This window comes from Pseudomonas jilinensis (genome assembly GCF_003586265.1).
GTDB classification, from domain to species: Bacteria; Pseudomonadota; Gammaproteobacteria; order Pseudomonadales; family Pseudomonadaceae; genus Halopseudomonas; species Halopseudomonas phragmitis.
In genome coordinates this window covers 190,815-208,278 of the sequence record NZ_QJSA01000008.1, presented here as the reverse complement: position 1 = coordinate 208,278, position 17,464 = coordinate 190,815, and the positions used below count along the sequence as shown (strand labels likewise).

Sequence of the window (17,464 nt, the reverse complement as noted above, 5' to 3'; positions counted from 1 at the left end):
TCTACTCTCCGTGGGTAACTCGGTTGCATAACGCCCGGCTCACCGAGCAGATTTTTGATGGCGGCTTTTGTGCGGTCCTTTGCACAAAAGGTGACAGCGAAAATTTGTCCGGTGCAGCCGTTTGTTACAAAGCATTCTCAGAACACCGTTTTGATCACTTTTTGAACGCCTTCGACGAGCTCTAGCACGTCCTCTTTTGTAGGTTCCCTATCCTTACTGTGATCGCACAGATTCCGCAAATCGCCAAGATGCTGAATGAACCTCCACTTCGGAGTGTCTATTACATCGTTCTCTTTCAGCAACTGATAAAAGTCGGAAATAGACGGATGCTTCTTTCGTGACTTAAGATTATGCATATCACAGACGTGGCCAAGATGCTTCTCTAGGACCACACCAGCAATTGCCCCAGCACCACGAACGAAACCTTTTTTTGCTAGTTCTTGTGCTGCGCCAAGTTCGGAATCAAAAAGGTCTGCTTGCAATATTTCCTGAATGTCAAAAAGCGAACTATCTAGGCGTTTCTCCACAGCGGCTAAGATCGAATTTTGCACCTGCATTTTTCCTACGGCCGCTGATTTGTCTGCTACAACTTCCTGCTGATAACCCCTTGTTGTTCTGAGGCCATATAAATAGTCCGATATACCGTAGGTAAGAAACGAAATTTCCTTTCTTTTTTCGTCCTTGTACTGCCTCTTAAAATCTTCAAGACGATCAGGCAATAGTTGCTTGATCAAAGCGAGGGATTCCGAGTACCAAGAATCATAATCGCTTGTGAAATTGGGAAGTTTTATCTTGTTTTCTTTAAGTTGGCTAGTTATCTCATCAGGCAAGCCAGAAACATCGTCAAGCATGGCCAGATACAGGTGATTGCCTCTGGCGACAAGAGAGCGGACTTCCTTTTTCATGGATTCAATTTTAGATGACACTGCTCTCTCCTATGCTTTGTAACGCTTTGCTCACCGGAAAATTGGGAGCGTAGCGAGTAATTTTTCCGCGTGCAGCAACTTGTTACATGCTAGAAGCGAATTATGTCTATGTTTGCTTTTTTAGCATGATACTTTCTGTGGCATTCAGGACATTTCGTTGCCATGGTGTGATAGTTAGCAGGACCTCCCTCGCTATAGTAAAGCAGGTGATGCCCATGAGCATCTTTGTAAACACCACCACAGCGTAAACACATATAGCCTTCTCGTTCTTTAACTTCTTTCTGAGCTTTGACATGACCCGGCGGTCTTTTCTTACTCATCATCCGCCTCTTTATTTTCTAAAAGCTGAAGTACCTTATGTGGAAGTGATCTCTCATCGCCAATAACTATCGTTCCACGGGCATTTGGAGCAATTTTCCGCTTCGCCTTCATAACTGCCGCGGCTATTTCATGTAGACTTTCTTCATCTGTGTTGTCAATCGCAATGATCATGCGATCTCGTCCACCTACAATAGACTTTTCTTCACTCGGGCCATTTGGACAAGACCTAGCATTATGCCCAGTTTTACCACACTTAGAACATGCCATAACGACCGCCTTAAAATGTAATTACTTTTGGCGGATTACTACCTTTAGATCCTTTCTTTTCCTTTTCTACCTTTTTGCTGATATGAATCTCACCGTCACCTTTCGTTATTTTCCATGTTTTATTGCTCAGTCGAGGATAGCCATTTTCATCTATATCTAGAATAAAGAACTCCGCACTCCCATCTTTATGTCTTACTAGTATTCTGTTCTCCCAAAGGCCTATAATCTCATCGCCTTCTTTGAGGATCTTAATTTCAACTTCAACTTCATTTGCCATAACTCAACCTCGACTGGTTATTTTAATTTGATGCATGTAACAGTGATTAGATCGCACGCTGCACTAATGCATAACAGTTTCTTCGATATAGTACGCAGGGATGTGTCTTGTGCTGGCCCAAAAATATCTTCATATTCATGAGGTTATAATTCCTCCGTTAGCCCAGCCGTATTAGTGCCGCATCGTCTTTTTGCCCAATCATTAGGATAGGCTTAAGCACAGGCGTTGGTGTTTGATCGCGTGCAGGTGATCTGGGGTGTGGGACGTGTCCTTGCTGGGCCATGCTGACCTCCTTGTCGATGATGGTTTGAAGATAAACCGTTATGGCGTGGAGGCCAAGGGCCATTTTTGTGGTGTGGTGGGTTTTGTGTCGCGCAGGCGCACGACACTCCCAGGTGAGCTGGTGGTTGGGAGTGGGGCGTGTTGGGGTAGTGGGGCTTGGGGGTTGCCTGGAGCGGATGCTCCAGGCTCCCAGGTGTAGGCTCAGGTGCAAGCTTTTGGGGTAAGGCCCCGAGGTTGGGGCCTTGGGTTGTTTATTGGCCGGCTTTTTGGGCGCGGGCGCGGTGGAGTTTTTGGTAGCTGTCGATCAGGCGCTGGTGTTTGTCCAGGCCTTCCAGTGCCAGGCTGGTGGGGGTGAGGCCGTGGAAGCGGGTGCTGCCGTTGACTGAGCCGATGACGGCGTCCAGGGTCTCTGCGCCGAACATGCGCTGGAAGTTGTATTGGTAGTCGTCCAGTTCCAGTTCGTCGTCCAGGGTGACTTCCAGTACGGCCTGCATGGCCTGGTAGAAGCGCCGGCGCTCGACGGTGTTGTCGTTGTATTGCAGGAAGGTTTCCACGCCTTCCAGCGCGGCTTCGTGCTGGCCGAGGGCGAGCTGGATCAGCAGTTTCAGTTCCAGAATGGTGAGCTGGCCCCAGACGGTGTTTTCGTCGAACTCGATGCCGATCAGGGTGATGATGGTCATGTAGATGTCGAGTTCGCTGTCTTCCAGGCGTTCCAGCAGGGCGGCCAGTTGCTCGTCGCTCAGGTGGTGCAGGTTGAGGATGTCTTCGCGGAACTGCAGGGCGATGTTGGTGTTGTCCCAGATCAGGTCTTCGACCGGGTAGACCTCGGAGTAGCCGGGCACCAGGATGCGGCAGACCGGGGCGCCCAGGTCGTTGAAGACGGCCATGTAGCTTTCCAGGCCGTGTTCTTCGAGGATGCCGAACAGGGTGGCGGCTTCTTCCTCGCTGGTGCCGGAGAAGTCCCATTCGCAGAATTCGAACTCGGATTTGGCGCTGAAGAAGCGCCAGGACACTACGCCGCTGGAGTCGATGAAGTGTTCGACGAAGTTGTTCGGCTCGCTGACCGCCATGGAGTTGAAGGTCGGCGCTGGCAGGTCGTTCAGGCCTTCGAAGCTGCGGCCTTGCAGCAGTTCGGTCAGGCTGCGCTCAAGTGCGACCTGAAAGCTCGGGTGGGCGCCGAAGGAGGCGAACACGCCGCCGGTTCTTGGGTTCATCAGGGTTACGCACATGACCGGGAACTGGCCGTCCAGCGAGGCATCCTTGACCAGTACCGGGAAGCCCTGGGCTTCCAGCGCTTGAATGCCTTCCTGGATATGCGGGTACTTGGCCAGCACTTCGTCGGGTACGTCGGGCAGGGCCAGTTCGTTTTCGATGATGGCCTTTTTCACTGCGCGTTCGAAGATTTCCGACAGGCACTGTACCTGGGCTTCGGGCAGGGTGTTGCCGGCGCTCATGCCGTTGGAGAGGTACAGGTTTTCGATCAGGTTGGACGGGAAGTACACCACTTCGCCGTCGGACTGGCGTACGAAGGGCAGGGCGCAGATGCCGCGCTCCGGGGTGCCGGAGTTGGTGTCGTACAGGTGAGTGCCGAGCAGTTCGCCTTCGGGGTTGTAGATGGCCAGGCAGTAGTCGTCGAGCAGGCCGTCGGGCAGTTCACCGTTGGGGCCGGGCTGGAACCATTCTTCATTCGGGTAGTGTACGAAGGCGCTGTTGGCGATGTCCTGGCCGAAGTACTGGTCGTTGTAGAAGAAGTTGCAGTTCAGCCGCTCGATGAATTCGCCCAGTGCCGAGCACAGCGCGGCTTCCTTGGTTGCGCCCTTGCCGTTGGTGAAGCACATGGGCGAGGCGGCATCGCGGATGTGCAGTGACCAGACGTGCGGCACGATGTTGCGCCAGGAGGCGATTTCGATCTTCATCCCCAGTTCGGCGAGGATTGCCGTCATGTTGGCGATGGTCTGCTCCAGCGGCAGGTCTTTGCCTTCGATATAGGTCTGGCTGTCGCTGGCTGGGTTCAGGGTCAGCAGGGCCTGGGCGTCTTCGTCGAGATTTTCCACAACTTCGATCTGGAAGTCGGGGCTGGCCTGCACGACCTTTTTCACGGTGCAGCGGTCGATGGAGCGGATGATGCCCAGGCGATCTTTTTCGCTGATGTCTTCGGGCAGCTCGACCTGGATCTTGAAGATCTGCTTGTAGCGGTCTTCGGGGTCGACGATGTTGTTCTGCGACAGGCGGATGTTGTCGGTCGGGATGTTGCGGGTGTTGCAGTAGACCTTGACGAAATAGGCTGCGCACATGGCCGAGGAGGCCAGGAAGTAGTCAAACGGGCCGGGCGCCGAGCCGTCACCCTTGTAGCGGATGGGCTGGTCGGAAATGACGGTAAAGTCGTCGAACTTGGCTTCAAGTCTCAGGTTGTCGAGATAATTGACTTTGATTTCCATGGGCGGCTTACCGGGGGTTGGCTGTACGTGCGTAGGGCTTTCAGGGGGCGCGATGGTCTCATAAAAACGCGCTGGGGGGTACTTTTGGGGAGGTGAGGTGTCGCGCGGGAGCGCGACACACACAGGGGCCGGCTGCGAGTTTTATGCGGGGGCTGGCCTAATACAGGCCGAGCAGGCGTAGCAGTAGCAGGACGGTCATGATCAGTACCAGCACGGTGCCGATCATGAACAGTCGTCGCCGCACCATGATGATGTTGGAGCCGGTGTGGACGATGGCATGCGCAATCCGGCTGGCGACAAACAGCCAGGCACAAGCCAGCGCCAGCCAGCCGACCGCATTGAGGATCGACAACGTGATGCACAGAACGCAGAACAGCAGCGGCAACTCGAACTGGTTGCGAATGCAGTTGTTGACTTTGATTACCGACTCAGGCCAGGCGTCATCGAACAGCGCGCGGCGGCTTTCATCAACCTGGCCCTGACTGGCGGCCCGCTGTTTGCGCAGGTTGAGCAGGATGTAGAGCCACAGGATGAGCAGGGTTTGGACGACGATCGGGAGAAAGATGGAGTTCAGGGTCATGCGTGTTGGCCTTGTTTTTGGTTGTTGTGGGCGTTGCTGCAGCAGTGTAGGTGTTTTTGTTCGATTGGTGTGAGACACACTTGCGCCGTGTTGAAGCGTTTGTGTCCTGGAGCAGATGCTCCAGGCTCCCAGGGGGTGGTGCTTTGATGGGAGTGGGAGACCTCGGTAGAGATCCTGGGAGGCTCAGGGGCTGGCTTTGATCAGGTAGGTCTGCTTGTGGCCGCGTTGTTCGAAGTCCTGGCGGGTGCATTCGGCCTCGCTGTAGTCGCTGAAGCGTTGCATGGTGATTTCGTTGCCGTTGTCGTCGATACGGTAGAGCTGCCAGGGCGCGGGGTTGCTGGCGGGGCTGAGGTATTCGACCTTGGGGCCGGTGAAGCGCTCAAACAGTTGGCGGTGGCGTTGGAGGCCGTATTCATCGTCGCGACTGGCATAGCTGCCAACCCAGTCGATCAGGTATTCGAGCATGGCCTGTTGCTGCTCGGGCGAGGCAAATTTCTCTGGCTCCCAGGGCCGGCTGCGGCAATGGGCGATGCAAGTGTCGGTGCCAGGGTTGAGAAAGCGCAGTTCGCTGCAGTGGGGCAGGGCCGCTTCAATCAGGTCGCTGTAACAGCCTTCGATCACCCAGTGCTCATGTTGCCCGATGAACTCGTGCAGCAGGGCCAGGCTTTCGCTCAGCGGTTTGCGCTCGGGCCCTTCGTCCCAGGCAATTTCGTCCAGCGAGAGGCGGGCTATCGGGCGTTCGCCGATCAGTTGTCTGGCCAGAGTGCTTTTTCCGGCGCCGGCATTGCCTAGCAGTATGGCTTTCATGGTGGCTCCTGAAGTCTGCAGGCTTGCTTCGGCCGGCCTCTGGCAGCCGGCGGCGCTGCTTTTTAGCCTTGTGCTTCCAATAGCCTTTTCAATGTTTGCAGGTCTGCCGCCACCGCTTGGGCGTCGGCTTCGAATTGTGCATCGGTCATGCCCGGTTGGCGGATCAGGGTGAAGATGAACTCGCTGCCGGTGCCGTTGGGGACTACGCGCATGGGGTTGTGGACGACTTCGCCGGTTTCCAGTTCGACATCGTGGTCCATGACGCCGAAGTCGTTGGCCGGGGCGAAGCGCAGGCGCACGCGGCCGAAGGGGGCCTGGACTTGCCAGCTGTCACCGTCTTGGCTGACCTGCGAGCGGGCCAGGCCGGCGGCCCATTGGGGCAGGTTAAGCGGGTTACCGGCCCAAGCGTAAACCTCGGCGGGTGGGCGGTTGATGCTGATGCTGATGTGTTTGACCGGGGTCATGTCAGTGCCTTGCCTGGAACAGGGTTTGGCCGGGGAGCATGTCGTTGCTGACTGCTTCGCGGATCGATTGGTCGATGCGCGGGTCCTGGCTGTCGTAAAGGCCGCAGAGGCTGAACGCCTTGCGCAGACGCACGCTGGGGCCGAGGTATTCATATAGCACACGGGCGCAGCAGGGCATGCGTTGACTGTTGTCCGAGACGCCGACCTTGAGCCCGGTCAGCCGGGTAACCCGGTTGCGAAAGCTGGGGAACAGGATGGTCTGGGTGATTTCGCGGCGGTTGAGGGTTTCATAGTCGACCAGAAACAGGCGGTCGGCCAGCAGGTAGGCGATGCCCTGATAGCGGTTGTGATAGGGCGGCTCTGCGGGGCTGGGTTGCATGCGTTCGGTACGCTGGAACACCACCTGATCGTCGCGCCGCTCCAGGCAGACCAGATTGCGCAGCAGTTTGCCGGGGGTAGACATCGACAGGTAGTACTCGAAGTAGTAACCCAGGTAGCGCTCCAGTTCGCCGCTGGTCTTGCCTAGCTGGTCGAGATGTTCGAGTACGGTGCCGGCGGCATCGACGGTGCTGCGCTCGTAACGCGGGCGAACCTGCACCAGCCGTTCGAACTGCTCGTGCGGCAGCAAAATTTCCTGCACCTCGACCCCAAAGAATTCACACAGACGGCGCAGGGTGTTGGCGGAGGGTTTGTGCTGACCGCTGAGGTAGCGGTTGAACTGTGGGCGGTTGATATCCAGGCGCCGGCAGACTTCGGCGATGGATTTGTAGTAGCTGCAGAGCAGCTTCAGGTTCTGGGCCAGATCGTCATGCAGTCCGGGGTCGCTCATCAGGCGGTTTCCGTGTTCATGTGCGTCAGTTTGCGCTAGCGCGATTTGATGCGCTAACAGCGACAGTTTGCGCCACTTTGACGCTAGAAAGCAAAATTCTAACAGCGCCGTCGGGTTGTTTAAATGCATCTCTTCCTACAACAACAACCACGGAGACTGCCATGCTGGACTTACTCAATGACCTGCTGTGGGGCAAGGTCCTGATAGCCCTGCTGCTGATCGTCGGTGTCGGCTTCACTGTTGCTTCGCGTTTCGTTCAATTCCGCTATTTCACTCGCATGTTCCGCGTATTGGGCGCCAGTCAGGCGTTTCAGCGCAATAAACACGGCCATTTGAGCTCATTCCAGGCGCTGGTGCTGTCGATTGCCGGCCGGGTGGGTGGCGGTAATATCGCCGGTGTCGCCGTGGCGATCACGCTGGGTGGTCCGGGCGCGATCTTCTGGATGTGGATGGTCGGCCTGATAGGTATGGCCACCAGTTTCCTTGAATGTTCCCTGGCCCAGGCCTACAAGCAGGCTGAGCCGGATGGCACCTATCGTGGTGGTCCGGCGCACTATATCTCCAAGGGGCTGGGGCCGCGCTGGAAGTGGATGGCAGCGGTTTATTCGGTACTGCTGCTGGTGACCTTCGGTTTCGGCTTCAATGCGCTGCAATCCTATGCGGTGGCGACCTCGCTGAATGACGCCTTCAATATTCCGGTGTTCTACTCTGGCATTGGTCTGGCGATGATCGCCGGTCTGATCATCTTCGGTGGGGTCAAGCGAATTGCCCGGGTAGCGGAGTTCCTGGTGCCGATCATGGCGGTGGGTTACCTGCTGATTACCCTGGTCGTACTGGGCATGAACCTGAGCCTGATTCCTGATGTGATCGTACTGATCGTCAAGAGCGCCTTCGGTCTGGAGCAGGTCGTCGGTGGTGGCATTGGCGCGGCGATCATGATGGGCGTCAAGCGTGGCCTGTTCTCCAACGAGGCCGGTCTGGGCAGTGCGCCCAACGTAGCGGCGGTGGCCTATGTGCCGCACCCGGCCAACCAGGGCGTGGTGCAGTCGTTCTCGGTGTTCATCGACACCATCATCATCTGTTCCTGCACCGCCTTCATCATTCTGCTCAGCGGCATCTACGATCCGGCGGCGCTGGCTGACATCGGCGGTGTGGCGCTGACCCAGTCGGCACTGGCTGATCACGTCGGTGACTGGGGCCGTAGCTTCGTCAGTATCGCGCTGTTGCTGTTTGGCTTCAGTACCGTGCTGTACAACTACTACCTGGGCGAGAACAGCATCAACTTCTTCAATACCTCGAACCAGAACCTGTTCAACGGCTTCCGGGTGATCACCATTGGTCTGGTGTGCTGGGGTGCGACCACCGATCTGGGCACTGTGTTCGCCTTTGCCGATGTGACCATGGGCCTGCTGGCACTGGTCAACCTGATTGCTCTGGTGGCGCTGTTCAAGCCGGGTCTGCGGATTCTCAAGGACTACGACCGGCAGATTGCCGAGGGTGTCGAGCAGCCGATCTTCGAGGCTGAGAAGTTCCGCGACATGAACGTTGATCCAGCGGCCTGGGTGCTGGAGCCCGAGGATATCGAGCGCCTGCAGCAGCGTAGCGCCGCTCTGGCCCAGCCGCGCGAAACCCTTTCCTGATCCATCCAACGGCCTGCCCGCCTGGGCGGGCCACCCCTCCCGTTCACTGTGATACCCACTGAGGTCCCTCGCCATCATGAACACCCGTATTGAACACGATCTGCTCGGCAATCTGGCGGTGCCCGCTGACGCCTGGTATGGCATTCAGACCCAGCGTGCGCTGGACAACTTCGCCATTACCGGCGTGCCGATCAGCCATTTCCCGGCGTTTATTCGCGCGCTGGCCATGGTCAAGAAGGCCGCTGCGCTGGCCAACCGCGATCTTGAGGTGCTGGCGCCGCACAAGGCCGAGGCGATTGTCGCGGCCTGTGACGACATCATCGCTGGGGCGCTGCACGACCAGTTCGTGGTCGACCTGATCCAGGGCGGAGCCGGTACCTCGACCAACATGAATGCCAACGAGGTGATCGCCAACCTGGCGTTGGAAAAGCTGGGGCATGCCAAGGGCGAGTACCAGTACCTGCACCCCAACGACGACGTCAACAAGTCGCAATCGACCAACGACGCCTATCCGACTGCCGTGTGTCTGGCGGTGCAGTTCTGTGCCGAGCCTCTGGAGCAGGCGATTATCCGCTTGAAGGGCAGCCTGGAAGCCAAGGGCCGCGAGTTTGCCGATATCGTCAAGATGGGCCGGACTCAGTTGCAGGATGCGGTACCCATGACGCTGGGCCAGGAGTTCGAGGCCTTTGCCGTCAACCTGGGTGAAGACGTTGATCGCCTGCACGAGGCCAGCCGGCTGCTGTGCGAGGTCAACCTGGGTGGTACCGCGATCGGTACCGGTATCAATGCGCCTGCACGCTATCAGGCGCTGGCGGTGAAGTATCTGGCGGAGATTTCCGCCAAGCCGATCGTGTCGGCCAGCAACCTGGTTGAGGCTACCTCGGACATGGGTGCCTTCGTGCTGTTTTCGGGGATTCTCAAGCGTTTTGCGGTCAAGCTCGGCAAGATGTGCAACGACTTGCGCCTGCTTTCCAGCGGCCCGCGCACCGGGCTTGGCGAGATTCTGCTGCCGCCGCGCCAGCCGGGTTCCTCGATCATGCCCGGCAAGGTCAATCCGGTAATCCCCGAGGCAGTCAACCAGACGGCCTATCAGGTGATCGCCAGCGATCTGGCAGTAACCCTGGCTGCCGAGGCCGGGCAGTTGCAGCTCAACGCCATGGAGCCGTTGATCGTTTACAACCTGCTGAACTCGATGAAGATGCTTGAAGCTGCCTGCAGCATGCTTGATGAGCGCTGCATCCAGGGCATTCGCGCCAATGCCGAGCAGTGCGCCCGGCATGTCGACAACAGCATCGGCATCATCACCGCATTGGTACCGCGCATCGGCTACGCCAACGCTACCCGCATCGCTGCCGAGGCACTGCATAGCGGCAGCACCGTGCGCGAACTGGTGCTTGGCGAAGGGTTGCTGGAAGAGCTGGAGCTGGATCGTTTGCTAAGCCCACGGGCCATGCTGGCACCGGCAGGAGTGGTGTCGTGAAGGGCAGGGTGCTGATCGTCTATTGCGGCGGCACCATTGGCATGCTGCCGTCGGCCGACGGCTATGTGCCGATGCCCGGCTTTGCCGGGCGCTTGCACGCGCATTGGGACGACGGCGCCGAGGCCTTGCCCGACTATGATCTGATCGAGCTGGAGCATCTGATCGACAGCGCCAATCTGGTGCCGGCCGACTGGGCGCGTATTGCCGGGGTTGTGGTTGAGCAATGGCACAACTACGACGGTTTCGTGCTGCTGCATGGCACCGATACCATGGCCTACACTGCGTCGGCGCTGTCTTTTCTGCTACGCGGCTGTGACAAGCCGGTGATCCTGACCGGCTCGCAGATCCCGCTGGCGCAGCCGCGCACGGACGCGCTGGATAATCTCGCCACCTCGCTGATCCTGGCCGCCAGTGGCCGCGTTCACGAGGTGTGCATCTACTTCCGCGGCCGTCTGCTGCGCGGTAACCGTGCGCGCAAGGTGCGCAGCACCGGCTTTGATGCCTTCGACTCGCCAAATGCGCCCTGGCTGGGCGAGGTGGGTATTGACCTGCATCTGCGCGATGATCTGCTGCTGCCTAAGGGCGAGCCGGATTTTCGGATTCCAGCCTTCGATGCCAGTCGGGTGGCGGTGCTCAATGTCTATCCGGGCATGCCGGCCAGTTTGCTCGATGCGGTGCTGGCCAGCCCTGGCTTGCAGGGGCTGGTGCTGGCGACCTATGGGGTCGGCAACCCGCCGGATGCCGACAAGGCGTTGATGGATAGCTTGCAGCGGGCGGTGCAGGCCGGTATCAGCGTGCTCAATATCAGCCAGTGCTATCAGGGCCAGGTCAGCCAGGGCGCCTATGCCACGGGCGCTGCGCTCAACCGCATTGGCGTGATCCCCGGCAACGATCTGACCCCCGAAGCGGCTTTCGCCAAGCTGCATGTGCTGCTGGCGCTGGGCTACAGCGGCGAGCGGTTGGCAGCGTTGCTGACCCGGTCGCTGTGCGGGGAGCAGGGCTGATAGCAGGCGGCTCGGTTTACAGGCAGCCCGCCATCATGATGTGGTCAGAGGCATAGCAGGGATGCTCGGGCTCTCTGAGTTCGATATCAAAATCGTAATTCAGCCTGTGAACCTCAGCCAGGAAGTAAGCATCGATGCTGGCCGGCTGGCCATAGAAGTACAGGGCCTTGTAGAGCGGCTTGCTGTCATCGCCCGTGTGGCTGGCTTCGAACATCTGCAGCAGGTACTTGCCGTTGCTGTCCCTGGCGTAAAACCGCCAGCGCTGTTCCGGATAGTCGTGTAGCTGGATCAGCAGGGCGTTGTCCTTGAGCTCAAGATTTTCAGGCAGGGCATCTGCCGCATACTCGAACCGCTTCACCACTGGCCGAACCAGCGGCATGGTGCCACTGGCATAGGCTGGACGCTGCCTGTTGCTGAAGTTGGGGAGATAGTAGCGGATGTTCTGGTCGTAGATGTTGATACTGAACGCATGCTGACTGACGTCCTGAATCGGCTCCCTGGCCCCTGATTCGCTTCGTGAGTAGAAGTTGACTGGGTTGTTGGTCCTGCCGGCGACACGCCAGTTGAAGGGGGCGCCATTGTCGAACCGGATCACTGCGTTACGAGACGATTCCGCCTCCTGAAAGAAGCTAATGCGCTGGCGCTGTTCTTCTTCGCTGATGTCATAGTCGCTCAGGTACGCCGGCAGGCTTTCGTCATGGATGACGGTGGGAGCTGGATAGGCTCGAAACTCCAGGTCCTTGACCCGCGACTCAAGCTGGTAGACCGGTGCCATCAGGTCTTGCAGGTGGAGTGTGATATCCGACAGATCGAGTGCGATGACCGTGATGTTCTCAACACCGCCCCTGAAATAAATCTTGTGGCGATACTTGCGCTGCATGCGTTTGAATGCGAGCCGCTCGGCGTGTTGCTCATTGAAAAAGCTTTCCTGGTAGGCGCTTTGTTTCATGGCGGCACGCAACTGCCGTTCGTAAAGCCGCATTTCTGCTTGGTCTGCCTTGAGGCTGCCTAGTGTGGCCAGGTAGCGGTTTGTATGGTCCTGGGCGTGAACCGACATGGGGGTGAGCGCCCATTCAGGCGTGTTTGCGGCAGGCGGGTGGCGGTTGATCAGCTCGACTTCGGCGTGGTTGTCGCCAACGGACAGCAGTTTGACGCTGAGGTTGCCGTCCTGTTGGGTGGTGCCGACTTCGGATTTGGAAAAGTGAAAAAGCCGGATGCTGCGAGGAATGACCACCTCGGCCTTGCCGTTCATGGTTACCGGGGCGGGGCGGTCGTCCTGGTCTTGCGGGTATTTCAGGTCAAGGCGGTTAAACGTTGTCCACTTGTGCAGCCAGATACCGTCGGGACGGGCTGAACTGTCCAATGCCTCCAGAACCTGGCCGTTGTCCAGGGTGATGGAGTGCCATTCAAGGCTATAGGGAAACTGCAGCTCGGAGTTGTAGCGCAGAGAGAAGGGCATGTTGCTTGTGAGCATCCGGATCGTGTCGTTGCGTCCTGGGTAGCTGTCGAAGACGGTGCCCTCCAGCCAGGCGCGTGTCAGCTCTTGTAAGTCTGGCTGCTGCCGCAAAATGGTGGTTTGGTCGTCAATATACTCGGTTCGATAGGATTCGCCGGGCAGCGTTTGGGCCCTGCGCTTGAGAGAGTACAACGAGCTGATTTGCGCCCGAAGCTCGGCTTTGAGTTGTTCATCGTGCAGCGCGCGTACGTGTTCCAGGGCCGCAGTCCGGGCCTTGTCGATATCTTCGCTAAACAAATAGGTCCAGCTAGCCCAGCCAGCGCCCAGGCTCAGGGCCAGTACGAACAGGATGATCAGGGCAATACGTTGTGTCGTCATGGGAGCAGGTTCGTCAGAACAAGGGGCCGGGACAGGCGCACAGGGGCGGCAATAGGTCTGGCGGATATGGGGGCTGATACGCGCTGGATGATTGGCCTGGCGAACAGGCCAATCAGCGGAGCGCGAGTAATGCCAGGGCTCAGGCGGTGCTTAGTGGCGCGAGAGCTTTCCGAGCTGGGTTTCCAGCAGGCGCACCATTTTTTCGGCGGCGCCGGTCACTGCTTGCATCACATGCTCGGCAGTGTCCTGGGTGGTGACGGGGTTCTGTCCGGCCAGGCGGACTTCAAGCAGGCAGCGCTTGTCGGCGGAGCCTGATTTTGTAGCGCTGTTTTCGTCGCGCAGGTGCAGTTCGATTCGGGTGATCTGATCGCTGAAACGGGCCAGGCTGTTGCGCAGCTCGGCTTCGATGGTTTCGCTAAGGCGGGTGTCACCGGTGATATTGCGGTCGGTGTTGATCTGAATTTGCATTGGCATTCCTTTGGTGGCAATTGGTGAGTCCTGGGGCGCTTCTCGCAACCGAGGCAAAGCCTAGCATGGCAGGCTCGATTGAAGAAGTCTTTGGCGGGGAGAAGCCAGGGGGGCTTGGAGCAGAAAACGCGGTTAGCCGTCTGAGATATTGGTTTGAGGTATCCCAGCGGCGGCCTTGGCCGCCGCTGGTGTTTCTGACTCAGGCCTTGGCTTCGGCCTCGTAGTTGGCGTACGAATGCTTGAGGGTGGCGTGGTTAAGCAGCATTTCGGCTTTCAGGGTGGTGCCGCTGGCGTCATAGATGCGTGAGCGAACCCAGTAGGACTCAGTGCGCTTGCTTTCCGACAGAGCCACTACTTCGCGGCGGATCAGGTAGTCTTCACCAACGAACAGCGGGCCGTCAATCATGCGGATTTCCTGGTCGGCAAACAGGCCGATGACCGGCTGTTTGACTGGGAATTGCGCCAGCTTGCTGCTGTATTCGGCCAGTACGCTGACCATTTCCAGTGGAATGATCGCCCGGCCCCAGGGAGTGCTTGCCGGATCGGAGTACCAGGGCGAATTTTCGGTGATGCGTTCAAGCTTCTGATTCAGCGAGAACGGATACAGATTGCCCATGTGCTGGTCAGGGTCCATGCGGACCGGCTCGTCTACTGCGCCTTTCATGCCGACGCTCAGGTCTGACAGAATGACCAGCTTCTCCGGGGCGCGCAGTTTGGCCATACGCTCGTCGAGCAAGCTCGGGCCATCATCCGGGCCAAGGCTGGCACTGGCTTCCAGCACTGGAGTGCCGTCAGCTTTTTCTGCCCAGCAGCGCACGCGCGTAGCCCCCGGGGCCGGGCGTTCGACGAAGGCGCGCACCTGCTCACCCTCGACCACCATGTTCAGGAAATGGCTGGAGAAACAACCACGTTCGAACCAGGCCTGGCCCCAGATTTCGGCCAGCAGCGGGGTGAACTGGCTGAAGTGGGTCGGGCCTTCAATTGGGCCGGCCTTGAAGCCGAGTTTTTCGGCCATGGCGTCGTCATGGATCGAGGTATGGCCACTGTATTCCTGATCGGCCAGCATCTGCTTGGGCTCGCGCAGCGGGCCGCAGAGGTAGAGCGGTGTGTCGAAATTCATGAGTGGTTCCTTGTTTGCTGATCTCCGGCAGGTAACTGGCCGGTGGTGTGAAATTTAGCCTGCATGGATTGCCACGCTGCGCTCGCAATGACGCGGGATTGTGACGGGACGTTGTGCGCTCACCCCGCACCACCGCACCGTCATCGCGAGGCGCGCAGCGCCGTGGCGATCCATGGGGTGTGCCGGCTGGATTGCCGCGCTGCGCTCGCAATGACGCGGGATTGTGACGGGACGTTGTGCGCTCACCCCGCACCACCGCACCGTCATCGCGAGGCGCGTAGCGCCGTGGCGATCCATGGGGCGTGTCCGCATGATCAGCGGTTGATCATGCTGGCCAGGCGTTGGCGGATGATGCCTTCGGCTTCGGTCATGATGCGCTCGATCAGTTCCTGTACGCTGGGCACATCACGGATCAGGCCGGCGACCATGCCGCAGGACCAGGCGCCGGCGTCCATTTCACCGGTTTTCATGATGCGCGGATAAACACCGGCAACTTCCTCGGCAATGTCGGCGAACTTGAGTTCGGCGCCGAGCTTGCGCTCTTTTTCCAGCAGGCGTTCGACAGCGGCATTGCTCAGTACCCGTTCGGTATTGCGCAGCGGACGCATGACCAGCCGGGTGTCCAGTTCGCTGGCGGCAACAATCGCCTGTTTGACGTTGTCGTGTACCGGGGCTTCCTTAGTGGCAATGAAACGAGTCCCCATGTTCATGCCTTCGGCGCCTAGGGCCAGGGCGGCGGCCAGTGAACGGCCGTCAGCCATGCCACCGGAAGCTACGAAGGGAATGTCCAGCTCCTCGGCGGCGCGCGGCAGCAGGATGAAGTTGGGTACATCGTCTTCGCCGGGGTGGCCGCCACACTCGAAGCCGTCGACACTCACGGCATCACAGCCAATGGCTTGGGCCTTGAGCGCATGACGCACGGCGGTGCACTTGTGAATCACCTTGATGCCGTGCTCCTTGAGGATCGGCAGGTATTTCTGCGGGTTGTTGCCGGCGGTTTCCACGGCCTTGACGCCACCCTTGATGATCGCCTCGATATAACCGGGATAGTCCGGGGTGTTGACCGACGGCAGGAAGGTCAGGTTGACGCCGAAAGGCTTGTCGGTCATTTCCCGGCAGCGGCGGATTTCGTTGGCCAGGGCCTCGGGGTTGGGCTGGGTGAGGGCGGTGATCATCCCCAGGCCACCGGCGTTGGCGACTGCCGAGGCGAGTTCGGCGTAACCAACGTGGTGCATGCCGCCCTGAATGATTGGATGCTCGATGCCAAAGAGTTCGGTGATGCGTGTTTTCATGGGGCCTCTGCTGAGAATGACCGGGTTAGAAATCCAGCAAAAGTGTAGGCGCGTGGTACCGACAAATACCACATTAACGGGGTATTCAGGCGGTTTATAGACAGTAAACCTCAGGCCTTCCAGGCATGCAGCGGATGGCTGTGTTAATGACTGAACAGTACCAGTCCCAAGCCAATCAGCCCTGGCAACGCCTGGATGAATAGAATCTTGCGGCTGGCGCTGTAGGCGCCGTAGACCCCGGCGACGATTACGCACAGCAGGAAAAACACCTTGAATTCCAGGCCTTCTGCTCCTTGCAGCACACCCCAGAGCAGTCCTGCGGCCAGAAAGCCGTTATACAGCCCTTGATTGGCTGCCAGCACCTTGGTTTGCGCAGCCTGCTCAGGGCTGTTGCCAAAGGCGCGAAGCCCGGCAGGCTTGTCCCAGAGAAACATTTCCAGCACCAGAATATATACGTGCAGCAAGGCGATCAGAATGACGACGATGGTGGCAAGCAGGGTCATGGTAAAGCTCCGGGTGGGGTGTCAGTTGAGTAGGAACTGCATGGATTCGGCAGCCTGGTGCGGGCTGATCTGAAGAATCTCCGCCGTGACTATGCCGTGAACTACGAATGGGTCTTTCTCGACACAGGCCTGCACACTTTCCAGGCTGTCGCCCTGGGCCAGGATGCAGCCTCCCTGATTGGGCTGAAGACTGCCGCTGAGCAGGAATATGTTGTCGTCGAAGCCCTGTTTGAGCCAGGCCTTATGGTCCGGCATGAACTGGCCGGCCTGAGCACGGTTGGGGCCAAAACGCAGCAAAATGATGAACATGGCGCAGCCTCTAGTGGGTGCCGAGCTGTGTGAGCCAGATATCGAGCTGCTCGGCTTCCTGCTCGATGAAGGCCTGGTCTTGAAATGCCTGGGCTAGGGTGGCGATACCCTGGCTGCGGGCCAATAGGTGCATGGCCAGAGCGTCGGCCTGGTCGCGATGGCCCATGGACTCGAACTGCTGGCGCAGCCAATGGCGGAAAAGGCGGAATAACTGATTGGCGTCATTCAGGGCGGGATGCTCGAGTTTCGCCAGTTCGCCACAGAGGGTGCCAACCGGGCAGCCGTACAGAGCGATCTTGGCGCGGTTGCGGATCAGTAGCTGGATGAAGCAGCGCACGCGCTCTTGGGCGGTCTTGCCCTGGCTGGCCCAGAGCTCAAGCATGGCCTGAGTGTTGCCCAGGCGCAGGCGGATAACGGCTTCCAGGATGTCGTCCTTGCTCTTGAAGTGATAGTAGAAATTACCCCGGGAGATACTGACTGCGGCAGCAATGTCGGCAAACGAGGTGTACTCGTAACCTTGCTGATAGAACAACTGATCAGCGGCGGCAACGATCTGTTCGCGGGTGGCTTTGTGCGGCATGTCCAGGCGCTGTCCTGACTGTTTGATGGTGTTGTTAGGACAG

At 58.5% G+C, this 17,464-nt stretch carries 19 protein-coding genes; 3 read left to right on the top strand and 16 right to left on the bottom strand.

From position 1 onward, the window contains the following. Positions 1 to 137 precede the first annotated feature (137 nt). The 9 genes from C2846_RS10740 to C2846_RS10700 all read right to left on the bottom strand — a co-directional run bounded on the left by C2846_RS10740 (position 138) and on the right by C2846_RS10700 (position 7,191). Complete coding sequence (locus tag C2846_RS10740) at positions 138 to 926, bottom strand: hypothetical protein (RefSeq protein WP_165443808.1); 789 nt, start codon at positions 924 to 926, stop codon at positions 138 to 140. 89 nt (positions 927 to 1,015) lie between these two features. After that, positions 1,016 to 1,180, bottom strand: coding sequence for an HNH endonuclease (locus tag C2846_RS19150; RefSeq protein ID WP_420849043.1), 165 nt, complete (start codon positions 1,178 to 1,180; stop codon positions 1,016 to 1,018). A gap of 58 nt (positions 1,181 to 1,238) precedes the next feature. Beyond that, positions 1,239 to 1,418, bottom strand: a complete 180-nt coding sequence (locus C2846_RS10730; RefSeq protein ID WP_119701427.1) for a hypothetical protein — start codon at positions 1,416 to 1,418, stop codon at positions 1,239 to 1,241. Positions 1,419 to 1,524: 106 nt separating this feature from the next. Continuing rightward, a complete protein-coding gene (locus C2846_RS10725; RefSeq protein ID WP_119701426.1) occupies positions 1,525 to 1,791 on the bottom strand; it encodes a hypothetical protein in 267 nt (88 codons plus the stop codon). A 533-nt stretch (positions 1,792 to 2,324) separates the two neighbouring features. Beyond that, entirely contained in the window at positions 2,325 to 4,511 is a 2,187-nt protein-coding gene (locus C2846_RS10720) for an OsmC domain/YcaO domain-containing protein (RefSeq protein WP_119701425.1), read from the bottom strand. 157 nt (positions 4,512 to 4,668) lie between these two features. Beyond that, entirely contained in the window at positions 4,669 to 5,091 is a 423-nt protein-coding gene (locus C2846_RS10715; RefSeq protein WP_080050895.1) for an MAPEG family protein, read from the bottom strand. Positions 5,092 to 5,274: 183 nt separating this feature from the next. Beyond that, complete coding sequence (locus tag C2846_RS10710) at positions 5,275 to 5,898, bottom strand: P-loop NTPase family protein (protein ID WP_205890191.1); 624 nt, start codon at positions 5,896 to 5,898, stop codon at positions 5,275 to 5,277. A 62-nt stretch (positions 5,899 to 5,960) separates the two neighbouring features. Beyond that, a complete protein-coding gene (locus C2846_RS10705) occupies positions 5,961 to 6,362 on the bottom strand; it encodes an SRPBCC family protein (protein WP_119701424.1) in 402 nt (133 codons plus the stop codon). 1 nt (position 6,363) lies between these two features. Beyond that, entirely contained in the window at positions 6,364 to 7,191 is an 828-nt protein-coding gene (locus C2846_RS10700) for a helix-turn-helix domain-containing protein (protein ID WP_205890177.1), read from the bottom strand. Positions 7,192 to 7,352: 161 nt separating this feature from the next. Here C2846_RS10700 and C2846_RS10695 point away from each other — a divergent pair, with 161 nt between their 5' ends. The 3 genes from C2846_RS10695 (at position 7,353) to C2846_RS10685 (ending at position 11,315) form a co-directional block, all read left to right on the top strand. Further along, positions 7,353 to 8,831 carry an alanine/glycine:cation symporter family protein gene (locus tag C2846_RS10695; RefSeq protein ID WP_080050893.1) on the top strand — a complete coding sequence of 493 codons (1,479 nt, stop codon included), beginning with the start codon at positions 7,353 to 7,355 and terminating at the stop codon, positions 8,829 to 8,831. A 76-nt stretch (positions 8,832 to 8,907) separates the two neighbouring features. Then, positions 8,908 to 10,311 carry an aspartate ammonia-lyase gene (locus tag C2846_RS10690; RefSeq protein ID WP_119701423.1) on the top strand — a complete coding sequence of 468 codons (1,404 nt, stop codon included), beginning with the start codon at positions 8,908 to 8,910 and terminating at the stop codon, positions 10,309 to 10,311. Next, positions 10,308 to 11,315, top strand: coding sequence for an asparaginase domain-containing protein (locus C2846_RS10685; protein WP_080050891.1), 1,008 nt, complete (start codon positions 10,308 to 10,310; stop codon positions 11,313 to 11,315). Before C2846_RS10690 ends, C2846_RS10685 begins: the two co-directional genes overlap by 4 nt. Positions 11,316 to 11,331: 16 nt before the next feature. On the opposite strand, the gene C2846_RS10680 is transcribed toward C2846_RS10685, so the two are convergent. The 7 genes from C2846_RS10680 to C2846_RS10650 form a co-directional block, all read right to left on the bottom strand. Then, a complete protein-coding gene (locus C2846_RS10680; protein ID WP_131038216.1) occupies positions 11,332 to 13,068 on the bottom strand; it encodes a hypothetical protein in 1,737 nt (578 codons plus the stop codon). A gap of 231 nt (positions 13,069 to 13,299) precedes the next feature. After that, positions 13,300 to 13,617, bottom strand: a complete 318-nt coding sequence (locus C2846_RS10675; RefSeq protein WP_080050889.1) for an HPF/RaiA family ribosome-associated protein — start codon at positions 13,615 to 13,617, stop codon at positions 13,300 to 13,302. A 199-nt stretch (positions 13,618 to 13,816) separates the two neighbouring features. Then, complete coding sequence (locus tag C2846_RS10670) at positions 13,817 to 14,737, bottom strand: hotdog family protein (protein ID WP_119701421.1); 921 nt, start codon at positions 14,735 to 14,737, stop codon at positions 13,817 to 13,819. Positions 14,738 to 15,051: 314 nt separating this feature from the next. After that, positions 15,052 to 16,029 carry an NAD(P)H-dependent flavin oxidoreductase gene (locus C2846_RS10665; RefSeq protein WP_080050887.1) on the bottom strand — a complete coding sequence of 326 codons (978 nt, stop codon included), beginning with the start codon at positions 16,027 to 16,029 and terminating at the stop codon, positions 15,052 to 15,054. A 143-nt stretch (positions 16,030 to 16,172) separates the two neighbouring features. Then, on the bottom strand, positions 16,173 to 16,532 hold the full coding sequence (locus C2846_RS10660; RefSeq protein WP_080050886.1) for a DUF1304 domain-containing protein: 360 nt from the start codon (positions 16,530 to 16,532) through the stop codon (positions 16,173 to 16,175). 21 nt (positions 16,533 to 16,553) lie between these two features. Beyond that, positions 16,554 to 16,841 (bottom strand): YciI family protein, encoded by a 288-nt coding sequence (locus C2846_RS10655; protein WP_080050885.1) that lies wholly within the window; start codon positions 16,839 to 16,841, stop codon positions 16,554 to 16,556. 10 nt (positions 16,842 to 16,851) lie between these two features. Next, on the bottom strand, positions 16,852 to 17,421 hold the full coding sequence (locus tag C2846_RS10650; RefSeq protein WP_080050884.1) for a TetR/AcrR family transcriptional regulator: 570 nt from the start codon (positions 17,419 to 17,421) through the stop codon (positions 16,852 to 16,854). Positions 17,422 to 17,464 lie beyond the last annotated feature (43 nt).